Origin of the sequence: Stenotrophomonas sp. DR822, from assembly GCF_019793815.1 — a bacterium.
GTDB lineage: Bacteria > Pseudomonadota > Gammaproteobacteria > Xanthomonadales > Xanthomonadaceae > Stenotrophomonas > Stenotrophomonas indicatrix.
In genome coordinates this window covers 3,637,744-3,661,948 of sequence record NZ_CP081826.1, presented here as the reverse complement: position 1 = coordinate 3,661,948, position 24,205 = coordinate 3,637,744, and the positions used below count along the sequence as shown (strand labels likewise).

The following is a 24,205-nucleotide window of genomic DNA, read 5'->3' as shown; positions in this document are numbered from 1 at the left end:
CCCGCTTTGGCTCCTGCTCTTCTTTTTTTCTCTTCCGTGGGTGGACGCACACGGAAACTGTCAGAGGCCGGGCGGGTGGGCTGGGCAGGGGTGTCAGCCGCATGGATGCGGCTGCCAAGCCTACAAGGACGTACTTGCGGCGTCCCCTGCACAGTCCACCCGCCCGGCCAGACCACGGCTTCTGCTCTCAACGACTGCCCACCCACGAGGGGCTGCGCCGTTCGCCGCAAACTACGCCGAAGGCGACGGCTTCTGCTTCAGCAGGCTCAACGCCAGTCCACCCACAACCAGCACGCCCAGCCCCAGCAACGCCCACAGCAACCACGCCTTCCAGTCGTGCTGCGGCTTCAGCGCTGCGTCACCGGCGAGCGTCTCCGGACTGCCCTCCAAGCGTGCCAGCGTCGGCTGCCACGACGGATCATTGCGCTGCCGCAGTTCCTCGATCAGCACCGCGATCGGCGCCTCCGCGCGGCGCGCGGTGCTGCTGCCCACGGCCAGCGCGTAGGGTGCTGCGCCCTGGCTGAGGAACACCATCACTTCCGGTTGATAGCCCAAGCGCAGGGTCGGGGCGCTGGTGGTCTCCACCGGGCTCGCGACCAGCTTCCAGTAGCGGTCGCGGTACATGCCGCCCAACGGCTGTGCCGCCGATTGCTGGCGCTGGCCCGGCGCCCCCTGCTGCAGCTGATAGGCGATCCAGGGCGCGCTGCGGCGCTGCCATTCGGCGCTTTCGTCGTCGCGGCTGAACAGGGTCCACTGCACCAGGCTGTTGTCGGTGCTGGCCACGTCGGCCCGGGTCACCGGGAATCGACCATCCAGTTCAAAGGTGAATTCCCCCTTGCCCTGCGCGGTCGGTGTCAGCGACAGCCACTCCCAGGGCACCGTTGCCGGCGCCGGCGGCAGTTCGGCCAATACACTGCGCAGCTCCGGCAGTCGCGCCTCGCCCTGCGGCAGGATCCGCAGGTAGCGCACATTGCTGTCGACCTGCAGGCGTCGCTGCAGCAGACGCTTGCCCGCACGCTGCAGGTCCACCAGGGGGACATCACGGGCGATCGACTGCCAGCGCTGCAGATCATCGCTGGCATCAAGCTGTACCTGCGCCTGCAGCGGCTGGCCACTTTCGGCCCAGTCCAGCACCAGCGCTGCCAGCGGCTGCTGGCCAAGCACGCTGGCATCGATCAACCAGCCGCCCTGCCCGTTCGCCACCGCACCACCACCAAGCCTGGCCTCGACCCGGCGCACACGGCCGTCGGTATCGCGCTCGGTCAGCAGCTGCAGGTCGTTGCGCTGGGCCTCGGCCAGTGGTGGCAGCGCGAACCACGGCAGTTCGCGCTGCACCGGCGGCTGCGCCAACGGCTGGTCCGGCGCCAGCAGCGCCGATGGCAATGCCTGGCCGGCAGCGTTGAACACCTGCAGATCGCCCAGATCAGCGGCGCCGGCGCGGCGGTAGATCGCCGGCTCCAGCACCACCCGATAGGCACCGGACTGCGCGCTGGACAGGCTCAGCGGCCACTGTTCGGCGTACTGCGCGCGGTAGTCGGTGGCCTGCGCGGCAACCGCACCGGCCACGCCGAACAGGACCGGCAGCAACGCTCGGCTCCACTTACTCATTGGTTTTCCTCCACGGTTGGCGGCGCGCTCGGCGGCGCGGGCGCCAGGTAGCCCACGACGGTGCACAGCAGGCCGTAGGCAATGAACGATGCGATTCCCAGCAGGTTGCCCAGATGCTGGCGGTCGATCAGCACCAGCTTGGCCAGCACCACGGCCATCAGCACGGCACCAACCATCCACAGCACACGCTGGCCGCGACGCGAGCCCCACACCCAGGCGATCACGCCCAGTACGCTCCACAACACGGTCAGGCTGGTCTGGGCCAGGCTGAAGCGGGCCATCGTCGGATTCCAGGCGACACCGCCCCAATGATGCACGCCATGCAGCACGGTGCTGGTCAACGCGATGAAACCGGCCACGGCCAGCACCGGCACACGCAACCGCTGCAGCTGCGCCGGTCCCTGCGGGTCATACAGCCAGCGCGCGATCAGCAGCAGGCTGACCCACTGTGCCAGTTCGGCAGGATTGAGCAGCGGCAACCACGGCAACGGCGTGGCATCGCCCGCCAGGGTCAGGCCGAACAACCAGGCCAGCGCCAGCACCGCAAAAATCACGCACTGCAGCGGCAGGCGCACCGGGTCAAACGCAGCACCCAGCGGCCAGCGCAGCACGTTCCAGCGCCACAGCGACAGCGCTGCCAGCAGCAACCACGGCAGGGTGACCAGCAACGCGGTCCAGCCCTGCGCCAGGCGCGCGTCGCCGCCGCCCCACAGGGCCAGCAGCGAAAGCAGCGACGGCCACAGCAGCCACCACAGGAACTGCGCGATACGGGCCACGCCACCACTGCCCTGCCGCAGGCACAGCAGGCTGCGCACGCCGAGCACGGCGAACACTGCCCATGCCAATGCGCCATAGCCGGCAAACGGCTGCTGGTGTGCATCACTCTGCAGCAGCGCCAACGGGAAGCCCGCTGCCAGCATCACCAGCGCGGTCACGCCCAGCGCACGCGCCGGCATGCGGCGTTGCACCTCCGAGGTCAGCCAGGCGGTGACGGCGGCCAGCACCAACACCGCGTCGGCCTGCGCCGAATGCTGGAAGAAGCGGCCGATTTCATGCACCAGACCGCCCAACCACCACAGCAGGGCCCACAGGTAGTACGCCAGGGCGATGTCATGGCGCTGCCTGCGCTGATAGCTCCACGCCGCCGCGAAACCCGCCACGGCCAGCAGCAGTGCGCCGATCGCGGTCGGGTTGAGCAGGAAACGCTGGTCCTGGTGCCAATGGTCGGCGCCCACCACGAATGCGAACGCGGCGGCGAGCTGCAGCAGCGCACCGGTCACCTGCGGCAACCAGCGCTTCTGGCGCAACCCCAGCCACGCCAGGCCGGCGCCTTCCAGCGCGAACACCGCACCGGTGGCCCGCGCCGAGAATGCCAACGGCACCGCCAGCGTCGCAAAGCCCACCGCCAGTACCGCATGCGACTGCGCCAGCACCGTATACGGTGCACGCGCGATCAGGGCCCGTGCCAGCAGCGCATAGATCGCTGCCAGGCCCAGCGCACACAGTGCCAGCGTCATCGGCTGTTCGTGCAGCATGCCGGCCTGCAACGAGAAGGCGATCAGCGGCGTGCCGAACACCAGGCTGCCGTCGACCAGATCGCGACGCCCGGCCGGCTGCCGGCGCGCATACAACAACGGAATCAGCAGATAGAAAACGAAGAACAGCAGCAGGAACGGCTCGGTACTGGCGAACTTGGCCGCGTCATACTGCAGCACGCCCCAGAAGGTGCCGATGCCGAAGGTGAACGCGAAACCCAGCAGGTTCAGCACACGCCACGGGCGATACCAGGCAATGGCGAAAATGCCCGCGTTGAGCACGGCGTAGTAGCTGAACAGCCCGACGTGGTTGCCACTGCCGGTGGACAGCCACAGCGGCGCCATGAAGCCGGCCAGGATGCCCAGCACCGCCAATGTGCGCGAGTTCTGCACGACCGCCAGCACGCACAGCCCCGCCACCAGCGCGATCGAGCTGGCAAAGGCGAAGCCGGGCGCGAGTAGATCGAAACGCTTGAAGGCAGCGAAGATGGTCAGCAGCAGTACGCCGATGGCGCCCCCCTGCAGGGCCAGCGCGAACATCCGCCGGCGCTCGCGCTGCTGCCAGCCGAAGGCCAGCAGGCCCAGCGCACCGACGGTGATGCCCGCCAGCCGCAGCTCGACCGGCACCACCAGCCAGCCCTGGTCGCTGACGTACTTGAGCAGCGCAGCAACGCCGGCCAACAGCACCAACATGCCGATCTTGACCGGCACGTTGCCCTGGGTGAACCAGTGTTTGACCGCACCGATCGCGCGCTCGACCAGGTTCGGCAGGGCCGGTTCCGCTGGCAAGGGCGGCACTGCGGGCTCAGGTGGCAACGGCGGTGGCGGCGACGCACGCGCGGGCTGGGCCGGCGGCGCCAGCTCCTCGCGGGCGGCAACCGGCGGCGGGGCCGTGGCCGCCGTGGGCCGCAGGAACGGGGGCTCGCTGCCGGGCTCGCGCGATGTCGAAGGCACGCGCGGCGGCGCGGCCACGGCCGAGGGCGCACGGCCAAGTGTCTCTGCCGAAGTGGGCGCGACCTGCACGCTCTGTGCGGCCTCCAGCGCGGCGACCCGCCGGCGCAGGCCGGCAATCATCACCAGCGCCACCACCAGCAGCAGCGGTATCGCCAGCAGGACCAGTACTGCCAGGACCAAGAGTGCTTCCATTCCTCGCCTTCCAATGCGATCCCGCGCCACGATGGCGGCGGTCGACGGCCCATGCTACGTCAGGCCGGGCCCCTTAAACGACGAACCCCGGCCAGGCCGGGGTTCGCGCAACGATCTTCGCAGGCCTTACTTGGCTGCGACGACCCTGGCCATTTCCAGGCACTTGTTGGAATAGCCCCACTCGTTGTCGTACCACGACACAAGCTTGACGAAGGTGCCGTCCAGCGCGATGCCGGCGTCGGCGTCGAACACCGAGGTGTGGGTTTCACCGCGGAAATCGGTGGCCACCACCTTGTCTTCGGTGTAGCCCAGGATGCCCTTCAGCGCGCCTTCGCTCTGTGCCTTCACTTCGGCGCAGATCTCGGCGTAGGTGGCTTCCTTTTCCAGCTCGACCGTCAGGTCGACCACCGACACGTCCGAGGTCGGCACGCGGAAGCTCATGCCGGTCAGCTTCTTGTTCAGCTCCGGGATGACCACGCCGACGGCCTTGGCGGCACCGGTGGAGGACGGAATGATGTTCTCCAGGATGCCGCGGCCGCCGCGCCAGTCCTTGTTGGACGGGCCATCGACGGTCTTCTGCGTGGCGGTGGCCGCATGCACGGTGGTCATCAGGCCGCGCTTGATGCCCCACTTGTCATTGATGACCTTGGCCAGCGGTGCCAGACAGTTGGTGGTGCACGAGGCGTTGGAGATGATCGCCTGGCCAGCGTAGGTCTTGTCGTTCACGCCGAACACGAACATCGGCGTGTCGTCCTTCGACGGTGCCGACAGGATGACCTTCTTGGCGCCGGCATCGATGTGCTTCTGCGCACTGACCTTGTCCAGGAACAGGCCGGTGGCTTCGAGCACGACGTCAACGCCGACTTCGTCCCACTTCAGGTTGGACGGATCGCGTTCCTGGGTCAGGCGGATCTTCTTGCCGTTGACCAGCAGATCCTTGCCATCGACGGCTACGTCGGCCTTGAAACGGCCGTGCACGGAGTCGTACTTGAGCATGTAGGCCAGGTAATCCGGCTCCAGCAGATCGTTGATGGCCACGATTTCGATGTCGTCGCCGAAGTTCAGCACCGCCGAGCGCAGGACGTTACGCCCGATGCGACCGAAACCGTTGATACCAACCTTGATTGCCATGTTCTCAAGCTCCTGCAGCCGCGACAGGTGCGGCGGGGTGGATAGGGCCCACAAGTCTAGCAGGCCGGCCTTGACCACCGCCGGCCAAGCCCGCCGCCGGGACGGGGGCCGGACAGGATTTGATCCGGATCAAAGCGTTAGCGCGGCGTGAGGCCGAGACTGGCCACATCCACCCCGCAACGAGATCACCCCCATGCGCAAGACCTCCCCCCTGATCGTGGCCAGCCTGGCCGCCGCCCTGTCGCTGGCCGCCGCCCCGGCCATGGCCCAGTCCAAGGGCGACTGGACCGTTTCGGCTGGCGTGCACCAGGTCGCCCCGAAGTCGAACAACGGCTGGCTGGCCGGCGGCACGCTGAAGGTCGACGTCGACAACGACGTCAAGCCGACCATCACCGGTGAGTACTTCATCGCCGACAACCTGGGCATCGAAGTGCTCGCGGCGCTGCCGTTCAAGCACGACATCAACATCAACGGCCTGGGCCGAGTGGGCAGCACCAAGCAGCTGCCGCCGGTGGTCACCCTGCAGTACCACTTCAACAGCAAGGGCAAGGTGTCGCCGTTCGTGGGCGCCGGCCTGAACTACACGACCTTCTTCAGCGAAGACACCACCGGTGCGCTGGCGGGCAGCAAGCTGAAGCTGCAGGATTCGTGGGGCCTGGCCGCACATGCGGGCATCGACTTTGCGATTGGCGAGAAGGGCGCCCTGCGCGTGGACATGCGCTGGATCGACATCGACAGCAAGGTGAAGCTGGATGGCGAAAAGATCGGTACGGTCAACATCGATCCGCTGGTCTACGGCGCGTCCTACGTCTTCAAGTTCTAAGGGGTTGATTGGCGGGGGCTGCGCCCCCGCTCCCCCGCTACAGGCAAAACCCTCGCAGCATGTTGCCCCGGTATGTGTGTGCCGGGGCTTTTTTGTTGGTGCAGAGCGTGGATCTGCGTTTGGGCGGGGCAAGTGAATTGCTCAGGACACGCCGTAAATACGTCCATGTAGGCTCGATCGCCGCATCCATGCGGCGAACGGTCCTGAGCAATTCACTTGCCCCACCCCTTCCATTTTCCGCGCGCTCGCAGGCGCAAGCAGAAGCCGGCACCCGCATGACCCCAGTTGCCATCGGCCGGATGCGATCCTGCATTTGACTGTGATTCTGCTTTTGTCGTTTGCATCCGCCAACGCGGCCATGTTGGATGGTGGCTGCAGGGGCAGGCGCTGCGGGACCGTCCGCGGCATGGATGCCGCGGCCGAGCCTACAGGGACGTACTTGCGGCGTGTCCCGCAGCGCCTGCCCCTGCAGCCACCTGCCCAGCGAACAGGAACGCGCCGCTTTCCATCAACCACCCACCTTCCCCGCTGGCTAGAATGAGCGGATGAAAGCACTGCACTCCCTGTTCCTCGCCGCCGCCCTCGCGCCGGCCCTGCTGACCCTGTCCGCCCCCGCCCATGCCTGGGGCGCGCAAGGCCACCGCCTGGTCGCCGAAGTCGCCGACAGCCGCCTCAACCCGACCACGCGCGCTGAAGTCGGCCGACTGCTGGCCACCGAACCCGGCGCCACCCTTGCCAGCATCGCGCCCTGGGCCGACCAGCTGCGCGCCAAGGACCCGGGCCTGGGCCGTCGCTCCGCCGGTTGGCACTACGTCAACATCGCCGAAGATGGCTGCCACTACGAGGCGCCGAAGCACTGCAAGAGCGGCAACTGCATCGTCGAAGCGCTGAAGGCGCAGAGCGCGATCCTCGGCGACCGCAGCCTGACCGATGGCGAGCGCCTGCAGGCACTGAAGTTCGTCGTGCATCTGGTCGGTGACATCCACCAGCCGATGCACGCCGGCTACGGCCACGACAAGGGCGGCAACGATTTCCAGCTGCAGTTCGGCAACCGCGGTACCAACCTGCACTCGCTGTGGGACAGCGGCATGCTCAATACCCGCAAGGTCGACGATGCCGGTTACCTGCCGGTGCTGCGCGCACTGCCGGCGCCGAAGCTGGCGCGTCAGTCCAACCCGCAGCGCGATCCGGTCAGCTGGGCTGAAGCCAGCTGCCGCATTTCGGTGCAACCTGGCGTTTACCCTGCCTCGCGTAAGATCGGCGACGACTACACCACGCGCTACCGGCCGGTGGCCGAAGCGCAGCTGCGACTGGCCGGTGAAAACCTGGCGCAGTTGCTGAACCGCGTGCTCGCCACACGCTGAGGAGTGCCCGATGTCGGTCCAGGTGCAATCGTTCTTCCACCGTGACAGCAACACCTTCAGCTACCTGGCCAGCGACCCGGCCAGCAGGCAGGCCGCGCTGATCGACCCGGTACTGGATTACGACCCGGATACCGACGCCAGCAGCGAATCGCCGGTGCGCGCGATGCTCGATGCCATCGCGCAACAGCAGCTGCACGTGCGCTGGCTGCTGGAAACCCACGCCCATGCCGACCACGTGTCGGCGGGGCGTCGACTGAAGCAACGGTTCCCGCAGGCGACGCTGGCCATCGGCGAAGGCATCCGTGCGGTGCAGGCCACGTTTGCACCGCGCTATGGCCTGCAGCTGCCCGAGGAACATGCCGTCTTCGATCACCTGTTCGCTGATGGCGAGACCTTCGCACTGGGTGAACTGCAGGGGCGCATCATCGCCGTACCCGGCCACACCAGCGACAGCATCGCCTATCTGATCGACGATGCGCTGTTCACCGGCGATTCGTTGTTCATGCCCGATGGCGGCACCGCACGCTGCGATTTCCCCGGCGGCGATGCTGCGCAGCTGTACCGCTCGATCCAGCGCCTGCTGGCCCTGCCCGATGCCACCCGCGTATTCGTCTGCCACGACTACGGCCCGGGCGGACGCGATTTCGCCAACGAAACCACCATTGGTGAACAGCGCGCGCACAACATCCACGTGCATGACGGCGTGGCCGAAGCCGAGTTCGTCAGCGTGCGCCAGGCCCGTGACGCGACGCTGGCCGAACCGGCGCTGATGCAGCCGGCGGTGAAGGCGAACATCCAGGGCGGGGCGTGAGGAATGCCAACAAGACGCTCAGGAGGCGAGCTCTGCTTGCCTCCTGAGCGATCACACGCGACTACCGACACACAGTTCCTGGTGTTGCTTTGGCGCCAGAGGCATTCACTCCGCTGACGATACGCTCGATGACAATCGCGCGCTTCGCCTTTGCAAGCTTCGCAAGCGACAGGCATATGCCTGCCTTCTGCACCGAATAGACCTCCGCTGCGATCTCGCTCACCTCCTCACTCGCCAGACCGTCGGCCACCCAGAAAAATTCAGCCAACGCATCCAATTGAGCACCGGAGAGCTTGCCCGCGCCCCGATCAACAACGCTGTGGACAGCAGGAATCACCACATCCTCAATGAACTCACCGCTCGATTCATCCGAACGATGGTCCTTCCTGTTGTATTCGGCAATCAATCTAGTCCCGATGACCACCAGGTCGGCACCCGCATCACGCGGCTGCGCTAGAGCAGGACACGCGAGAGTTGCAACAAGCCCAAACAGCAGCAATTTCTCACCCATTATCATGGCTTGTACTCCACTTCCAGTTCGATTTGCCCCCCATTCCTAAGGAGACCATTCATCAATGAGTCATGAACTTGATTATGGTATCCGCATACAACACCTACACAACCTTCGGTTCCCGGAACATTTCCGTCCGGATGAATTCGCAATAACTTCCTCCCGTCCTTGTCATCCAGATCCAAACTCCAACCATTGCCATCTGGACAGGTCATTGCTTTTGTACCGGAACGGTTCCTCAAATTTCGACCACCGTACTTTCCTTCAGGCAGCTTTCCCTTGCCCCAAGGCCCGGAGACGGCAGGTACGCGTATCTCCTGCCTCCACTCCGGCAATCCAGAACCCTTCAGCGATGAATCGAGCGACGGAGGCGCATAGCGGTTGTAACCAACCAAACTCTCTCCGTCGAATACATAGCGATCAGCCAGACCCAATGGATCAACCAGATTGATGGGATCCCCGCGAACATAGGTATAGGGGTTGACACCGCCCCCCAACCCTATGGGATCACTCTGGAGATAGCGTCCTATGCCAGGGTCGTAGTCACGGAAGCCGTTGTACCAGAACCCCGTTTCGGCATCGTAGTACTGTCCCGGGAATCCAAGGTTGAGTCCTCCCATCTGATCCAAGGTGACCGTTCTTCCATAGGCATAGTTGAAGGCGCGCCACACAACTTGACCAGACGCACCCGTTGCCAATGCGGGACGGCCAAGATGATCAGCATGGACCTGATAGGCTTGGTCTCCCTGCGTGACACCGACCACCACCTGGCCGAACCAGATATAGTTCTTCCACGCTCCAGTGCCGTCCTTCTCCGCAACAATCTGATTCTGCCCACCGTAAGCATAGGTGGCCACCCCCCCGGAACGCGACTTTCCGATACGCTGCCCTGTTCCGTTTATTGTGTAGCGCGTCTCCACGCCATTGACTTCAACGCGCTGCAGGCGATTGAATCCATCATAGTAGAAGACTCGCTGATCCCCGGCAGCGCTTTCTCCAACTCGGTTCCCCACTGAGTCGTAGATGTAGTGGCGATCGACATCCCCTAGACGGCTGGTTACATAGCCCACCAGTTGATTGCTTGTTTCTGCGAACTGGTAAGTTCGCAATGATCCCGCGTCGGAATGACTCAACCAATTTCCGTTTCCATCATAGGTCATGGAATGGGAAACGCCGTTGCGCTGAAGGGTGCCAATTCGCCCGGCTGCATCGTAGGCGATTGACTGGCTCATTGCGCCATCGATGTTGTCAATGATGGAACTTATCCTTCCCGCGCCGTCATAAGTATAGGAGATGTCATCAAGCACAGTCGTTTGGTTCGCGGAAAGCACCCTACGCCCATCCAACCTTCCTGCCGAATCATAATGTCGTCGATGTGCCACCCCGTTACCCATGATCCATCCAGTCAAACCACCGTTCGCCGCATAAGTCGCATCGGCGATGAACTCCTTGTTCCAGCCAGCACCACGCGCTGAGAGTGATCTGAGCCATGCGCCGTTGTATCCATACGTTACAACCATGCCGTCCGGGTAAACCATCTCAGACAACCTTCCCGCAGCATCGTAGGAGAAAGCCGTTCGCGCAACTGCCAAACCAGGAACCGCAGGCTGCTCTTCGCGATAGGCCATCTGTCCATCCTGAGCGTATCCAATTTTCAATGTAGAGCCGGCAACGGTGGCAGTGCATAGCCTGCCCACGCCATTCGGGCATGCATCGTAGTCCAGTATTCGTTCATCAGAACCAGACGAGATTGAACGAACACGGCCGAGCGCATCATAGATTGCACTGACGATCACTCCATCAGCCCGCGTGGTACTCATGACTCTCGACGGCGGAGTGTATGAAAGGGTGGTTACCCCAGTATCTGGACTCTCCTGCCGCCAGAGACGATCGAATCCATCGCGGACGTAATGCGTGATCAGGCCCTTGGCATCGGTGAGTGCGGTGATGCTGTCCAACGCATTGTACTGGTAGCGAATGATTGCTCCGGCACCGTTCCTCGAGCTCGCGCGCCGCCCGAGTGCATCGTAAGTGTAGACCTCGCTTTCACCCTTCCCGTTGATCCGCTCAACAACGTTACCGTTGCCATCAAATCGTTGACGGTAAATTGTTCCATCACCTTCAACACGCGCAATCATCCGGCCGAGCTCGTCGTAACTGTAGGTGATCCGCGAGAGCACCTCCCCTGGCTGGACACCGGCCACCGTCGACACGGCCGTCTCCGCGATATTCTCACCCCGACTCATCAGCCACAGGCGCATGCCGGCGGTAGTTACATTGGTCAGAGCGACACTGCCGCTCGGCCCAGACGCCAACTGAGTGCCCGCTCCATTGCCAACAGCCCCCCAAAGCTGCGCATCGCCTTCGGAGACGAGCCACTGGACCGTCGTGGAGCAGGTCGACTGTCCCCATGGAATCGTGCACGGACTCGGGCTCGCAGAGATGCTGCCTACCGGTGCCGGCTGGACGCGATACGTGCCAGACGAACCGATCAGGCTGTTCGCTCCTCCAACAGGCGAGATACCGTGGACATACAGCGGTTGCCCAACCTGCTCACGACGCTGGGCATAGTTCAGCGGAATGGTGAAGCGGTAATTTGTGCCGGACGCCTTGCATGCCGTGGCTACGGCGGGTTCACTGACCTGATCGGCGCGGGCACTGGCGAGAAATACTCCTCCCTGCCCTGCCGCACCACGGACATACAGATGAACGTCGATGGGATCATTGCGGCTTGTGCTGCAAGCCCAGCCACGCAATGACGTTCCATCACTTGAGAGTCCATCAATGTTGCCGGTGACGACCGAAGGAGGCGCGGTCACTGTGACAGCCACGTTGGTGGTGTAGACACCGAACCACTCCACCCCGTCTTGCACCATCTGCCACTGGAAGTTGTACACGCCTGGCGTGGTTGGGGCACGCAGCTGGGCATTGATTACCGCCGTGGCGCCTGGACCAATGTCACCAGGTAACGCAAGGCGATGACTGCCCCATACGGTGCTATTGTTCAGCGCGCCCAGCGCGTAGCCCGCGGCCGGACTCCACGTAGTGTTTCCGGCATTGTTCATGCGCAGGGAGACGTTGTATGTCTTCCCTGCTTCCATCTGCGAAGGCACGTTCTGATCAATAAAATGCGCCTTGTTGATCGGACCATTCACCCACAGTGTCGCCAGACCTGACGAAGCACCGAAGCGCCCGACGCCGTTCCGCATCATCTGCAACTGGAATCCATATTCGCCAGGTGGGGGAGTGGTCACATTGATATTGAAAGTGACCGTCTGCCCTGGAGCGACCGGCTGCGGCACAGGAACATTGGAGAATGACCACGTGCTGGCGTAGCTATCATGCGCTCCTCCCAGCTGATATTCATTGCCTGCCGGCCAAGTGGTATTTCCGCTGTTGCGCACCGTCGCGGTGAACGTATAGGGCGTGCGATGCTGCAGGGGACCAGGGATTGTCGAACCGACGAACTCGGCGCCGTCGAAAGGTGCCGGAGGTGCATTGACCGTAATTGGACCGACCGCCGATACCAACGACCGTCGAGTCTGATCGCCATCGGGAAGATTGCGCACCGCATCGGCACGCAGTTCGTAGTAATAGGTCCCCGGGCTGAGACCTGCCTCGCGATATACACCACCCGCCTGGATGGTCACCACAATGCCATTGCGCAACAGCCTCAGCCCATCGATGTACTCCGCCTTGGGACCTGTGGTGGTGACTCCCCAATTCACCTTCAACTCGAACACTGCGGGGGCCTGGTAGCTGTTGGTTGGAGGGCCGTCCAGCCTGATCCATCCCTCGGCGGAGGCACTTCCAACCGCTACAATCAACAGCAGGGCTCCGAGAACAATGCGGAAAAGCGCGGTCATGGCTGAGTCCCTCGGCCCGGATCGGCGAACACCCGCTGTATGGTTTCGCTGACAGGAAGTGACAGTGCGTTATACGTGTACCGGGTCTCCGCAAAACTCCCGCCTGGCTCCGGCATTGACGTAGAGAGCAGGCGCCCGGCCACGTCGTAGAGATTGGAAATGCGGACACCATCCGGGCCAGTTACTGAGGCAAGCTTGCCAAAGGCATCGTACTCGTACCGGGTAGTCCGCGTTCCAGCGGCCAGTTCAAGCCGCACCTCGGCAGGTCGTCCTCGTGAGTCATAGGTGAAATTCGTACGCACGCCATTCTCGTCAATCGAATAGCCGGGATATCCGTAGCCCGTGTAGTCGCCCATGACGACGGCGTGCCCAAGGCTGTTCTCGATCCGCACCAGATCGCCCATGCTCGAATAGGTCGATATCACCGCATCACCTGCCCCTGGGCCCGGCCCATCCTCGACCATCCTGCTTACCAGGCCATTGGGATGCAGCTGATAGCTGAAGGTAGTTGTCTGAACCTCCCCCTGTGCATTGCCGGGTACCAGGTTCTTCTCAGACCTGGAGGTCAATCGATTATTGCCGTCATAGGCGTAACTGGTCTCCAGCACGCCCTGCAGAGTCTCGGAGGAGATCCGATTGCTCTGCTCGTCCCACTCGTAGATCGCTACACGCGCCACGGGAGTTCCACTCGCCTCCTCGCGACGAAGAAGGTGCCCATGGGCGTCATATTGGTAGCGGGTCAGGTTCCCTTCGAAATCGGACGTGAGCGATTTATTCCCATTGTCGTCGTAATGTGTCTCGCCAACCCCTGCGGCACAATTGGCCGACGGAAGTCCTTCGATGGCGACCAGTCTCCTGTCCTTGAAACGATAGCGGGCGACCTTTCCCAGCGGGTTGGTCTCCACGGTAACGCTCTCTCCATTGGCTCCCGGTTCATACGCGAAACCAAACCGCTCGACGCCCCCCGTATGCGCCGTCGAAGTCGCTCGGTTCTTCTCGTCGTACGTGAACATTGAGTAGCGGCGACCATTGATCGACTTCCCCGTGAGCAGCGGTAGTCCGTAGGTCTGCCCCAACTCCTTGTACAGGTAGTGATACTTGACCGTGGTGGCAGGAGTGCCGTTGTAGGTAACCGACTCCAGGAACCCGTACACGTCCTGGGTGTAGCCGTAATCAATGGTGTTTCCCTGCGGGTCCCGCACCTTGATCACACGCGGATCAACGCCAGTCTGCGCATTTTTCTGGATCCACGTGAACTCCATATAGCGGCCATTGCTATGGGTGACACGCTGCAGCTGGGCACCTTCAGGACCACCGTAACTCAAGGTCCAGCGCACTCCATTGGCGTTTCGGATCTCCACCATTCTGGTGCCTTCGTAGGTCTCCGTAGTCAGGTCGGGGCTCAGGTAGATCCACTTTCCGCCCGCAACTGACTTCAATTGCCCACTCTGCTGAGCACCATCCTCCCGGTAAATACCGTCTCCCCCTCGCTTGAATACCAGATAGCGACCGTCGGGGCGGCGCATGCGCGCCTCGTTCGAGTCTGTGTAGACGACCAACTGCCGATCAAGGTTGCTGTACCACGTGTCGAAGATGTTGAAGCGATCCATCACAGCCGAGTTGAAGGTGCGCTCGAGCGTCAATGGCATCTCACCACCGCCGGTGAAATCCAGTTCGGTTTCCACCTTCGTACCGGTGCGAAGAACCACCGGGTTGCCACTCTTGGGGCACTCGTCGGCGGCATCCTTCCCCGACTGGTCCGGCTCTCCCTTACTGGGTTCGACGAAGTCATCCCATTGATTTGGCCTAGGGAAAAGATTTGAAGGAACGCCCCAGAGCGCCATGAACCCATCCAGTCGCCCAGGCACTACACCGTCGGGGACAGCATCCACACGGGGAAGGTTGGTGATGCCCTGTCCTGCGCCCGAGCCGGCACCACCCGCTCCCGGCTGATTCTGGATGATGCGCCCGTCAGCCTCAGCAGATGCCAAGCAGACAATGACGCTCAACAGTGCAGCGGAAAAAGGATAGAGTTCGCGACACATCCGCCACGTAGCGGCTCCCTGGGTGCGTCGAGTGGGCAGGAGGCAGGACATCAAGCGGAATGCCGAATCCATACGTATTCCCTCGCATGGATTCGCGCACGCGCCATCCATGACGTCGTCAACACGTTGATACTGCGATTGATCCGCCAAGCACTGGCGGCTCCCCTGGGTAGGGCGTTGCGCCCCCAAGCCCCAGCCGCCTACATACGCCCGAAACCGGCCATTGTCAACAACCGTTACATCACCGTATCCGACAGCATGGCCTGCCGCTACCGCCCCTCCCTCCGCACCACATGCTGGCCCTTTACGATCTCGAAGGTGAAGGCATACAGCAGGCTCACCGGCACCGGTTCGACGCGCTCGGCGCCATGGCAGTCGCCACGGTCGCTCGGCACCTTGCCGGGGGCGAAGTGGCATACCGCGGCGGGCGAATACTTCCACATCGCCACCGCCTCCTGCGCAGCCTGCAACAGCGGCGCATTCTCGCTCGCCGCGCCTGCCGCGCATTCGCTGCGGTCGACCAGCGCCAGGCTTCGCTCGACAGCGCCTTCGGCATCGATCACCACCTGCAGGCAGATCGTGGTCGGCGCCAGCTCGGTGCGCGGGTCACGATCACCGATCTGCGGATCCGGCGCCGCATACAGCTGCGGCATCCGATAGCCTTCGGTCGCGCCCAGCGTGTACGCCTGCACCTGGCCGCTGTCGCCTTTCCCTTCCGCATGCAGGCGCTGATGGCCGACACTCTCATTGCGGGTATCGACGGTGGTCAACCGTTCCTGGGTGGCGCAGCCTGCCAGCATCCCCACTGCCAACAGCAGCGCGATGCGCATCACCTGGCGGTCTCCGTCACGTCGTCGCTCTCATCCATGGCGAAGGTGATCGGAATGCGTACTGCGCCCGCCACCGGCTTGCCGTTCTTCAGCGCCGGGCGATAGGTCCAGCTTCGCGCTGCTGCAATCGATACCGCTTCGAACACGCCCGGATTGGTGGCACTCACTACACGCACATCGCTGACAGCACCCTGCGCATCAACGTCGACGCGGAGCACCACCACGCCTGTCTGACTCTGCTCGAACGCGCTCTTCGGGTAGCTCGGTGGTGGCATCTTGTCGACCCGGATCTCGCGATCCATGACGGCCACGGTTGGGCCGGCCGCCATTGCGCCACTCTGGCTGGCCCACGCCACCGCCCCCACCCCCAGGCACAACCCGACCACCAACACCTGCCCCGACACCCACGGCAATGCCTTCCGCTTGGACTGCTTCAACATGGCGATACGCTCCTTCAACACGGGTTGGCTGCGCCAGTGGCATACCGCCGGCGCAACCGGGTGGACCAGCTGCGCCTTCAGCAGCGTGCTGGCGTAGAGGCCGCGCAGCGCAGGCTGCGGGGCGATGGTGCGGGCATCGCAGGCCAGTTCCTGGTCACGCAGGAAACGGCGTGCGGCCCATGGCAGCAGCGGATGGAACCAGAACACCGCGCGCATCAGCAGCAGTACGCCGTTGGCCCAGTGATCGCCATTGCGACGATGGCTGTGCTCGTGCTGCAGGATCAGTGCCTGCTCCTGTGCAGTGAACTGCTGGTCGAAATCGGGGCCGACCACGATGCGCGGCCGCCACAGGCCCACCAGCGCCGGCAGCCCGGGATCGCCACTGGCCTGCCAGCTGCCATCGGCGCGTGCCTGCAGGGCGCCCATGCCGCGTTCGAAGCGGCGCTGTGCGCGCAGGTCGCGCAACAGGCAGACGCCCGCGCCCAGCGCCCACACCACCAAAAGCAGCAAGGGCCATTGCAGAGATGACGCAGGCAGGCCCTCCACTGCTCCCGGCACCACCTTCAGCGGCAAGGTCGGCACATGCTGCAACAGCGCGACCTGTGGTAGGGGAATCAACAGCGTGGCCGACAGCAGGGGCAGCAGCCACCAGCTACGGTAGGCCAGCCCGGCGCCGCCCAATCGCACCAGCAACGGCCGCGTCACCGCCAGCAGGACCACGCCCACCGCCAACCACAAGCTGGCCTGCCACAGTCCGTCGAGCAGCTCATTCATGGTCCAGCTCCTGGATCAGCTTCTTCAGTTCGGCGATGTCCTGCGCGCTGAGCTGGCCGCGTTCGCTGAAGTGCGCCACCAGCGGCGCCACCCGGCCCTCGAAGACACGGCCGAGGAAGTCCTGGCTCTGCGCCTCCACCCAGGCCTGGCGCTGCAGCAGCGGCCGGTACAGGTAGCGCCGGCCATCGCGCTCGGCGGCGATCGCGCCCTTGGTCAGCAGGCGGTTGAGCAGGGTCTTGATGGTCGGCTCGGCCCAGTCGCGGTGCGCCAGTGCGGCCACCACCTCGTCGGCGCTACGCGGTGCCTGCTGCCACAGCACCTCCATCACAACGGCTTCGGCTTCGCTGATCGGGGTCATGGTTTACATCCGTAATCGACAATTCGATTACGGGCGTAATCGGATCAATTGTCAAGCCTCGACTCCAGGTTCATCGCGCCTGCGCCAGCATCGATTCCTCCCGCTCCAGGCCCCGCATGAAGGCGCTGCCCAAGAAAGATTTCCCGGTCGAGCAGGCCCGGCGCTTCCTCGAACCCGGTCCGATCGTGCTGGTCAGCACCGCCTGGCAAGGCCAGCGCAACCTGATGACGATGGGCTGGCACATGGTGATGGGCTTCTCGCCCTCGCTGGTGGCCACCTACCTGTGGAACGAGAACCATAGCTTCAGCCTGGCCCGCAGCAGCGGCGAATGCGTGATCAACATCCCGGGCGTGGAGCTGCTGGACACGGTGGTCGATATCGGCAACTGCAGCGGCCGTGACGTGGACAAGTTCGAACGGTTCGGCCTGGATGCGATGCCAGCGCGGGAGGTGGGGGCGCCGCTGGTGGGGCAGTGCCATTCCAGCTTCGAGTGCCGCCTGCATGACGACAGCCAGGTCGAATCGAGCAACCTGTTCATCTGGGAAATCGTGCGCGCCCATGTTGCGCCTCGCCCCAAGCTGCCACGCACGGTGCATTACCGGGGCGATGGGCAGTTCATGGTGTCCGGTGCCGAAGTCTCGCGTCGACGGCGGTTCAAGCCCGACATGCTGTAATGCCAGCACTCCCCAAAGCAGGACCGCCCCGGATGACCGAACACCTCACCGACCTCGACGCCGCCGTTGACTGGCTGTTTGCGCGCGTGGATGGGCCGCTGCGGATCGGTGCGCCGCTGGCGCTGGGTAAACCACACCGCCTGCTCAACGCCCTGTATGCGCGCGTCGAACAGGACCCGTCGCGGCCGCTGCAGCTGTATACCGCGCTGTCACTGAACCCGCCGCAGGCAAAGGGCAACGGCCTGGAAGCGCGTTTCCTGGCGCCGTTCGCGGCCCGCCATTTCGGTGAAGACTTCCCGCGCCTGGCCTACGCCGATGCAATCGCCCGCGACGCGCTGCCGGCACACGTGCAGGTGGAAGAGTTCTACATGCAGTCCGGTGCCCTGCTCGCTTCGCGGCAGGCGCAATCCAGCTACACCAGCCTCAACTACACCCACGCTGCCGACGCCGTCGCCCAGCGTGCGCCGCAGGTGATCGTGCAGAAAGTGGCGATGCGCCCGGACGACCGGCGCCTTTCGCTGTCCTGCAACAACGACATCACCCAGGACACGCTGGACGCGATGACCGCACGCGGCCTACCGCGCCCGCTGCTGGTCGCCGAGATCGATCCGCAGCTGCCCTATCTGGGCGGCACCGCCACGGTCGACGTGTCCTTCTTCGATCTGGTCATCACCCCGCCAGCGCCGTATCCGGCGTTGTTCGGCCTGCCACGGCAACCGGTGGCCGACGCCGACTACGCCATCGGCCTGTATGCCAGCACCCTGGTGCGCGACGGGGGCACCCTGCAGATCGGCATCGGCACCCTGGCCGATGCACTCAGCCACGCATTGGTACTGCGCCACACCGACAACGCGCGCTACCGCCGCGTGTTGAACGCGCTGGATCCGCAACTGGCCAGCCATCCGCTGGTACAGGAGATCGGCGGACTGGACCCATTCGAGATCGGCCTGTACGGCTGCAGCGAAATGCTCAACGAGGGTTTCCGCCGGCTGGTGCAGACCGGTGTGATCAAGCGCAAAGTGCATGACGACCTGGCACTGATGCAGCGCATCGAGAATGGCAGCACGCTGTCCATCGACCATGCCACGTTGGAGGCTGAGGGCGAATACCTGCACGGCGCGTTCTACCTGGGCTCATCCGAATTCTATGAGTGGCTGCGCACCCTGCCCGAGGACGAATGCCGGGCGATCGGCATGCGCCGCATCAGCGAGATCAACCAGCTGTACGGTGGCAACGAAACGCTGGAGCGCCTGCAGCGGCGTCACGCCCGCTTCTTCAACTCCTGCATGATGGCCACCGCGCTGGGCGCGGCGGTATCCGACGCGCTGGAGGATGGCCGTGTGGTCTCCGGCGTGGGCGGCCAGTACAACTTCGTGGCGATGGCGCACGCCCTGCCGGAAGCGCGCAGTGTGCTGATGTTCCGCGCTGCCCGTGATGACCGCGGCCAGCGCGAATCCAACGTGCGCTGGAACTACGGGCACACGACCATTCCGCGCCACCTGCGTGACATCTATCTCAACGAGTACGGCATCGCCGACGTGCGTGGCCTGACCGACGACGACTGCGTGCACGCGATGACGGCCATCACCGAAGCACCGTTCCAGGGCGCCCTGCTGCAGCAGGCCTTTTCGGCACGCAAGCTGGCCGCCACGGCGCAACCTGATGCGCAGCGGCTGCAGCGCAATACACCCCAGGCACTGGCGGCGGCGCTGGCGCCGTTCCGCAACGATGGCACCCTGCCCGATTACCCGTTGGGCAGCGACTTCACCGAGATCGAACAGGTACTGGTGAAGGCACTGGGCTGGCTGAAGGCCAACACACAGACGCGCGGCAGCAAGCTGCGTACCGTGTGGGACGCGCTGTGGCAGCCTGCCGGTGATGGTGACGCGGTGTATCTGCAGCGGATGGAACTGCAGTCGCCCAAGGACTTCGGCGAGCGGCTCAATGCACGGTTGTTGAGGCTGGCCCTGGCGCGCACCGCGTGATCGCGCGGAGGGTAGCGCCGGGCCATGCCCGGCGGACAACGATCAGTGCCAACCAGGGTTGGCACCTGCCGCAGTAGCGCGGCGCGCTATTCTGTACCGATGAACGACGATTCCCGTTTCCTGCATGACCTGCAACGCCGCCAGGCCGATGGCGAACACCTGCGTTATCTCTGCTTCTGGGGCCACCAGCCGCCGCGCACCGGCGTGTCGGCTTCGTGTTTCAGCCAGTGGTATGACGCAGGTTTCAGCATCGATGGCGTGCACTACCGCACCGCAGAACACCACATGATGGCCGGCAAAGCGCGACTGTTCGGTGACACGAAGATGCTCGACCAGATACTGGCCAGTGCGACGCCGGAGAGCGCCAAGGCACTGGGCCGCAGGATCGAAGGCTTCGACGATGCTCAATGGACGCAGACGCGCTATGCGTTGGTGGTGGAAGGCAATCGGGCCAAGTTCTCGCAGAATGCGGCGCTGGGTGATTTCCTGCGCGCCACCGCAGACCAGGTGCTGGTGGAAGCCAGCCCAGTGGATTTCGTCTGGGGAATCGGCCTGGCCAAGGATCACGCCGACGCACACAACCCGGCGCGGTGGCGCGGATTGAATCTGCTGGGGTTTGCGCTGATGGACGTGCGGGACACGATGTAACGCGCATCCACGCGTGGCGTGGATCTACGGGCACGGCGGGCGAAACGGATCGCCCGGCAAAGAAAAGGCCGGCTTTCGCCGGCCTTTTCCCTATTCCATTGCAGCGGGACTTACAGCGCCTTGGCTGCTTCCACCACGTGCGCGGTGGTGATGCCGAAGTGCTGGTACAGCTTGTCGGCCGGGGCCGAGGCACCGAAGGTGTCGATACCGATCACTGCACCGTCCAGGCCGACGAACTGGCGCCAGAAGCCGGTAACGCCAGCTTCGATGGCCACGCGCTTGCGCACGGCGTTCGGCAGCACCGATTCGCGGTAGGCCGCATCCTGGCGCAGGAACACATCGGTGGACGGCATCGAGACCACGCGGGTCTTCAGGCCGGCCGCATCCAGCTGCGCCTTCGCTTCGGTCGCCAGCGAGACTTCCGAACCGGTGGCGATCAGGATCACGTCCGGAGTGCCGGCAGCGTCGGCCAGCACGTAACCACCGCGCTCGATCTGTGCGATCTGCTCAGCGTCGCGCGGCTGGTGCGGCAGGTTCTGGCGGCTGAACACCAGGCAGCTCGGGCCGTCCTGGCGGGTGATCGCAGCCTTCCAGCTCACGGCCGACTCGACGGCATCGCACGGGCGCCACACGTCATTGTTCGGGATGTAGCGCAGCGAGGCCAGATGCTCCACCGGCTGGTGGGTCGGGCCGTCTTCGCCCAGGCCGATCGAGTCGTGGGTGTAGACATGGATGGCGTGGGCCGGGATCAGCGCGCTCATGCGCACGGCATTGCGGGCGTAATCGCTGAACACCAGGAAGGTGGCGTCGAACGGAATGAAACCACCGTGCAGGGCCAGGCCATTGGCGATCGCGGTCATGCCGAACTCGCGCACACCGTAGTACACGTAGTTGGCATTGGCATCGTCGGTGGCGACGGACTTGCTGCCCTTCCACAGGGTCAGGTTCGAGTGCGCCAGGTCAGCCGAACCGCCCACGATTTCCGGCAGCAGCGGCGCGAACGCCTCGATGGCCAGCTGCGACGCCTTGCGCGAGGCAATGGTCTGGCCTTCGGCGGCAACCTGGGCGATGTAGGCGTCGGCCTTGGCGATGAAGTCGGCCGGCAGATCGCCATGCGAGCGGCGGGTCAGTTCAGCGGCTTCGGCCGGGTACTGCGCAGCGTACTTGTCGAACTGCTGCTCCCACTCGGCCTGGCGCAGGGTGCCGGTACCGCCGGCACGCCAGCCGGCGTAGATCTCTTCGGGAATCTCGAACGGGCCGTAGTTCCAGTCCAGCGCCTTGCGGGTGGCTTCCAGTTCGTCCTTGCCCAGCGGTGCGCCGTGGCTGGATTCCTTGCCGGACTTGTTCGGCGAGCCGAAACCAATGGTGGTGCGGCAGCAGATCAGGGTCGGCTTGCCGTCCTGCGACAGGGCCGCTTCGATACCGGCCTTGATGCTCTCCGGATCGTGGCCATCGACGCCACGGACCACGTTCCAGCCATAGGCCTCGAAACGCTCCGGGGTGTTGTCGGTGAACCAGCCTTCGGTGTTGCCGTCGATGGAGATGTGGTTGTCATCCCAGAAGCAGACCAGCTTGTGCAGGCCCCAGGTGCCGGCCAGCGAGGCGGCTTCGTGGGAAATGCCTTCCATCAGGCAGCCATCGCCCATGAACACCCAGGTGCGGTGGTCGACGATTTCCAGCTCCGGGCGGTTGAAGCGCTGTGCCAGCAGCTTCTCGGCCAAGGCAAAACCGACGGCGTTGGCGAAACCCTGGCCCAGCGGACCGGTGGTGGTCTCCACGCCCGGGGTCTCGTGACGCTCCGGATGGCCAGCGGTGTGGCTGCCCAGCTGGCGAAATGCCTTCAGCTGCTCGATCGGCAGGTCATACCCGCTCAGGTGCAACAGCGCGTACTGCAGCATCGAGCCGTGGCCGTTGGACAGCACGAAGCGGTCGCGGTTGAACCACTGCGGATTGTTCGGATTGTGACGGTGGTAGTCGTTCCAGAGGACTTCGGCGATGTCGGCCATGCCCATGGGCATGCCGGGATGGCCGGACTTTGCGGTTTCAACCGCATCGGCGGCGAGGAAGCGGATGGCGTTGGCCAACTGGCGACGGGTAGGCTGCGTCATGGTTCTGTCGGAATCGGGAGGCGGCCGCGGAACTGCGGGCGGCCTATTGTCCCACAGACGCCCGGCAGGGTCAGGTCGACCAGGGCGGTCGTGCCGGCCGTTGGCCGGCAACGTCGTGATCTGCGCTGGATTCCGCCTATGAAGAGGGGTCGGAGCCCCTTCCTGCGGAAAGGGCTCCGACCCCGATCAGGCATTGCCTGGGTCAGTTGTCCAGACGGGCCGCGGCGGCAGCGGCCTCGGCCGGAGTGTCCGGCGCTTCGCCCTTGGCCACCAGCGTGGTCAGGGCCAGGTCGCCGGTCACGTTCAGCGCGGTGCGGCACATGTCCAGGAAGTGGTTCACGCCCAGGATCAGGCCGATGCCCAGCGGATTGACGCCGACCATCGCACAGATCATCGCCACCACCGGCAGCGAGCCGGACGGCACACCGGCCGTACCGATACCACCGAGGATGCAGACCGCCATCACCATGACCTGCTGGCCGATGCTCAGGTCGACACCGAAGAACTGGGCCAGGAAGATCACCGTCACGCCCTCGAACAGTGCGGTGCCGTTCTGGTTGGCGGTGGCGCCCACGGTCAGCACGAAGCGCGACACGCGCTGCGGCAGGCCCATCTGGTCGGCCACGCGCAGCGCGGTCGGCAGGGTGGCGTTGCTGGAGGCGGTGGAGAAGGCCATCACCGTGGCCTCCTGGGTCTGGCGGAAGAACGCCAGCGGTGAACGGCCCGACAGCCATACCGCGGTGCCGTAGGTCACCACCATGTGCAGGCCCAACGCCAGCACCACCACGCCCACGTAGGCACCCAGGCGGATGATCAGATCGAAACCGAACAGCGCGGCCAGGTTGAACATGAAGCAGGCCACTGCATACGGCGCCAGGCGGATGACCAGGTTGATCAGGGTCATCGAGATCTCAAACACGCCTTCGATGGCGCGACGCAGCGGGGCGACCTTGGCCTCGTCGGTCAGCACCATGCCGATGCCGAACATCAGCGCGAAGAACATCAGCGACAGGATCGCGCCATTGTCGGAGGCAGCCTGCAGCACGTTGCTCGGCACGATCGACAGCAGCATGTCCATGCCCTTCGGCGTGCCATGGATGCCAGCAACGATTTCCTTGCTGCGCTCGGCGTTCTCCGACAGCATCAGCGCGGCCACCTGCGGGTCGACGCCGGCACCGGGCTTGAGCAGGTTGACCAGCACCAGGCCGATACCCACCGCGATGCCGGACAGCAGCACGGTGTAGGCCAGCGTCTTCCAGCCGATGCGGCCAAGGGCGCGGATGTCGCCCATCTCCGACACGCCCATGATCAGCGCCGAGAAGATCAGCGGCACGATCAGCATGAAGATCAGGTTGAGGAACAGGCCCGACGCCGGGGTGGTGACGTAGTCCATTACCCACTTGGCACCGGTCTGCAGGCCGTCGACGCTGCCGCCCAGGGCATGCACGATCAGTCCCAGGACCAGGCCGATCGCAAAGCCGATGCCCATCTTCCAATGCAGGGGCAACTTCTTCTTGTCGGCAGCAGCTGCTGTCATGCGCGGGATTC

17 protein-coding genes are annotated in these 24,205 nt (G+C 64.4%); 6 read left to right on the top strand and 11 right to left on the bottom strand.

The genetic code is table 11. The annotated features are described in order from the left end of the window. Positions 1 to 231: 231 nt before the first annotated feature. The 3 genes from K5K93_RS16690 to gap all read right to left on the bottom strand — a co-directional run bounded on the left by K5K93_RS16690 (position 232) and on the right by gap (position 5,420). The gene (locus tag K5K93_RS16690) at positions 232 to 1,608 is read right to left on the bottom strand and encodes a DUF3999 domain-containing protein (RefSeq protein WP_222388461.1); all 1,377 of its coding nucleotides are present in this window, start codon (positions 1,606 to 1,608) and stop codon (positions 232 to 234) included. Beyond that, the gene (locus K5K93_RS16685; protein ID WP_222388460.1) at positions 1,605 to 4,289 is read right to left on the bottom strand and encodes a DUF2339 domain-containing protein; all 2,685 of its coding nucleotides are present in this window, start codon (positions 4,287 to 4,289) and stop codon (positions 1,605 to 1,607) included. The genes K5K93_RS16690 and K5K93_RS16685 overlap by 4 nt, the downstream gene beginning before the upstream one ends. Positions 4,290 to 4,415: 126 nt before the next feature. Continuing rightward, positions 4,416 to 5,420, bottom strand: coding sequence for a type I glyceraldehyde-3-phosphate dehydrogenase (gene gap / locus K5K93_RS16680; RefSeq protein ID WP_222388459.1), 1,005 nt, complete (start codon positions 5,418 to 5,420; stop codon positions 4,416 to 4,418). Between the two features lie 193 nt (positions 5,421 to 5,613). On the opposite strand from gap, the gene K5K93_RS16675 reads away from it, so the two are divergent. From K5K93_RS16675 to K5K93_RS16665, 3 genes are all read left to right on the top strand, one after another. After that, positions 5,614 to 6,243 carry an OmpW family outer membrane protein gene (locus tag K5K93_RS16675; protein WP_093817890.1) on the top strand — a complete coding sequence of 210 codons (630 nt, stop codon included), beginning with the start codon at positions 5,614 to 5,616 and terminating at the stop codon, positions 6,241 to 6,243. A gap of 545 nt (positions 6,244 to 6,788) precedes the next feature. Then, positions 6,789 to 7,607: a S1/P1 nuclease gene (locus tag K5K93_RS16670; protein WP_222388458.1), complete on the top strand. Its 819-nt coding sequence runs from the start codon at positions 6,789 to 6,791 to the stop codon at positions 7,605 to 7,607. Positions 7,608 to 7,617: 10 nt separating this feature from the next. Then, complete coding sequence (locus K5K93_RS16665) at positions 7,618 to 8,418, top strand: MBL fold metallo-hydrolase (RefSeq protein WP_222388457.1); 801 nt, start codon at positions 7,618 to 7,620, stop codon at positions 8,416 to 8,418. 61 nt (positions 8,419 to 8,479) lie between these two features. Here the strand turns inward: K5K93_RS16665 and K5K93_RS16660 are convergent, their stop codons facing one another. The 6 genes from K5K93_RS16660 to K5K93_RS16635 all read right to left on the bottom strand — a co-directional run bounded on the left by K5K93_RS16660 (position 8,480) and on the right by K5K93_RS16635 (position 17,242). Then, on the bottom strand, positions 8,480 to 8,935 hold the full coding sequence (locus K5K93_RS16660; protein WP_222388456.1) for a hypothetical protein: 456 nt from the start codon (positions 8,933 to 8,935) through the stop codon (positions 8,480 to 8,482). Further along, a complete protein-coding gene (locus K5K93_RS16655) occupies positions 8,932 to 12,795 on the bottom strand; it encodes an RHS repeat-associated core domain-containing protein (protein WP_222388455.1) in 3,864 nt (1,287 codons plus the stop codon). The genes K5K93_RS16660 and K5K93_RS16655 overlap by 4 nt, the downstream gene beginning before the upstream one ends. After that, positions 12,792 to 14,840, bottom strand: coding sequence for a DUF6531 domain-containing protein (locus K5K93_RS16650; RefSeq protein ID WP_222388454.1), 2,049 nt, complete (start codon positions 14,838 to 14,840; stop codon positions 12,792 to 12,794). The genes K5K93_RS16655 and K5K93_RS16650 overlap by 4 nt, the downstream gene beginning before the upstream one ends. Before the next feature lie 269 nt (positions 14,841 to 15,109). After that, positions 15,110 to 15,670, bottom strand: coding sequence for a hypothetical protein (locus tag K5K93_RS16645; protein ID WP_222388453.1), 561 nt, complete (start codon positions 15,668 to 15,670; stop codon positions 15,110 to 15,112). Then, positions 15,670 to 16,884: a TonB family protein gene (locus K5K93_RS16640; RefSeq protein ID WP_222388452.1), complete on the bottom strand. Its 1,215-nt coding sequence runs from the start codon at positions 16,882 to 16,884 to the stop codon at positions 15,670 to 15,672. The genes K5K93_RS16645 and K5K93_RS16640 overlap by 1 nt, the downstream gene beginning before the upstream one ends. After that, the gene (locus K5K93_RS16635; protein ID WP_222388451.1) at positions 16,877 to 17,242 is read right to left on the bottom strand and encodes a BlaI/MecI/CopY family transcriptional regulator; all 366 of its coding nucleotides are present in this window, start codon (positions 17,240 to 17,242) and stop codon (positions 16,877 to 16,879) included. The genes K5K93_RS16640 and K5K93_RS16635 overlap by 8 nt, the downstream gene beginning before the upstream one ends. Before the next feature lie 116 nt (positions 17,243 to 17,358). Here K5K93_RS16635 and K5K93_RS16630 point away from each other — a divergent pair, with 116 nt between their 5' ends. The 3 genes from K5K93_RS16630 to K5K93_RS16620 all read left to right on the top strand — a co-directional run bounded on the left by K5K93_RS16630 (position 17,359) and on the right by K5K93_RS16620 (position 20,549). Further along, positions 17,359 to 17,916 carry a flavin reductase family protein gene (locus tag K5K93_RS16630; RefSeq protein WP_093817895.1) on the top strand — a complete coding sequence of 186 codons (558 nt, stop codon included), beginning with the start codon at positions 17,359 to 17,361 and terminating at the stop codon, positions 17,914 to 17,916. 32 nt (positions 17,917 to 17,948) lie between these two features. Continuing rightward, the gene (locus K5K93_RS16625) at positions 17,949 to 19,901 is read left to right on the top strand and encodes an acetyl-CoA hydrolase/transferase C-terminal domain-containing protein (RefSeq protein ID WP_222388450.1); all 1,953 of its coding nucleotides are present in this window, start codon (positions 17,949 to 17,951) and stop codon (positions 19,899 to 19,901) included. A gap of 99 nt (positions 19,902 to 20,000) precedes the next feature. Then, entirely contained in the window at positions 20,001 to 20,549 is a 549-nt protein-coding gene (locus K5K93_RS16620; protein WP_222388449.1) for an NADAR family protein, read from the top strand. A 110-nt stretch (positions 20,550 to 20,659) separates the two neighbouring features. Here K5K93_RS16620 and tkt read toward each other — a convergent pair whose 3' ends face one another. Together tkt and K5K93_RS16610 are read right to left on the bottom strand one after the other, a co-directional pair. Continuing rightward, the gene (tkt, locus tag K5K93_RS16615) at positions 20,660 to 22,657 is read right to left on the bottom strand and encodes a transketolase (protein WP_032977193.1); all 1,998 of its coding nucleotides are present in this window, start codon (positions 22,655 to 22,657) and stop codon (positions 20,660 to 20,662) included. A 202-nt stretch (positions 22,658 to 22,859) separates the two neighbouring features. Continuing rightward, complete coding sequence (locus K5K93_RS16610; protein WP_033831880.1) at positions 22,860 to 24,194, bottom strand: dicarboxylate/amino acid:cation symporter; 1,335 nt, start codon at positions 24,192 to 24,194, stop codon at positions 22,860 to 22,862. Positions 24,195 to 24,205 lie beyond the last annotated feature (11 nt).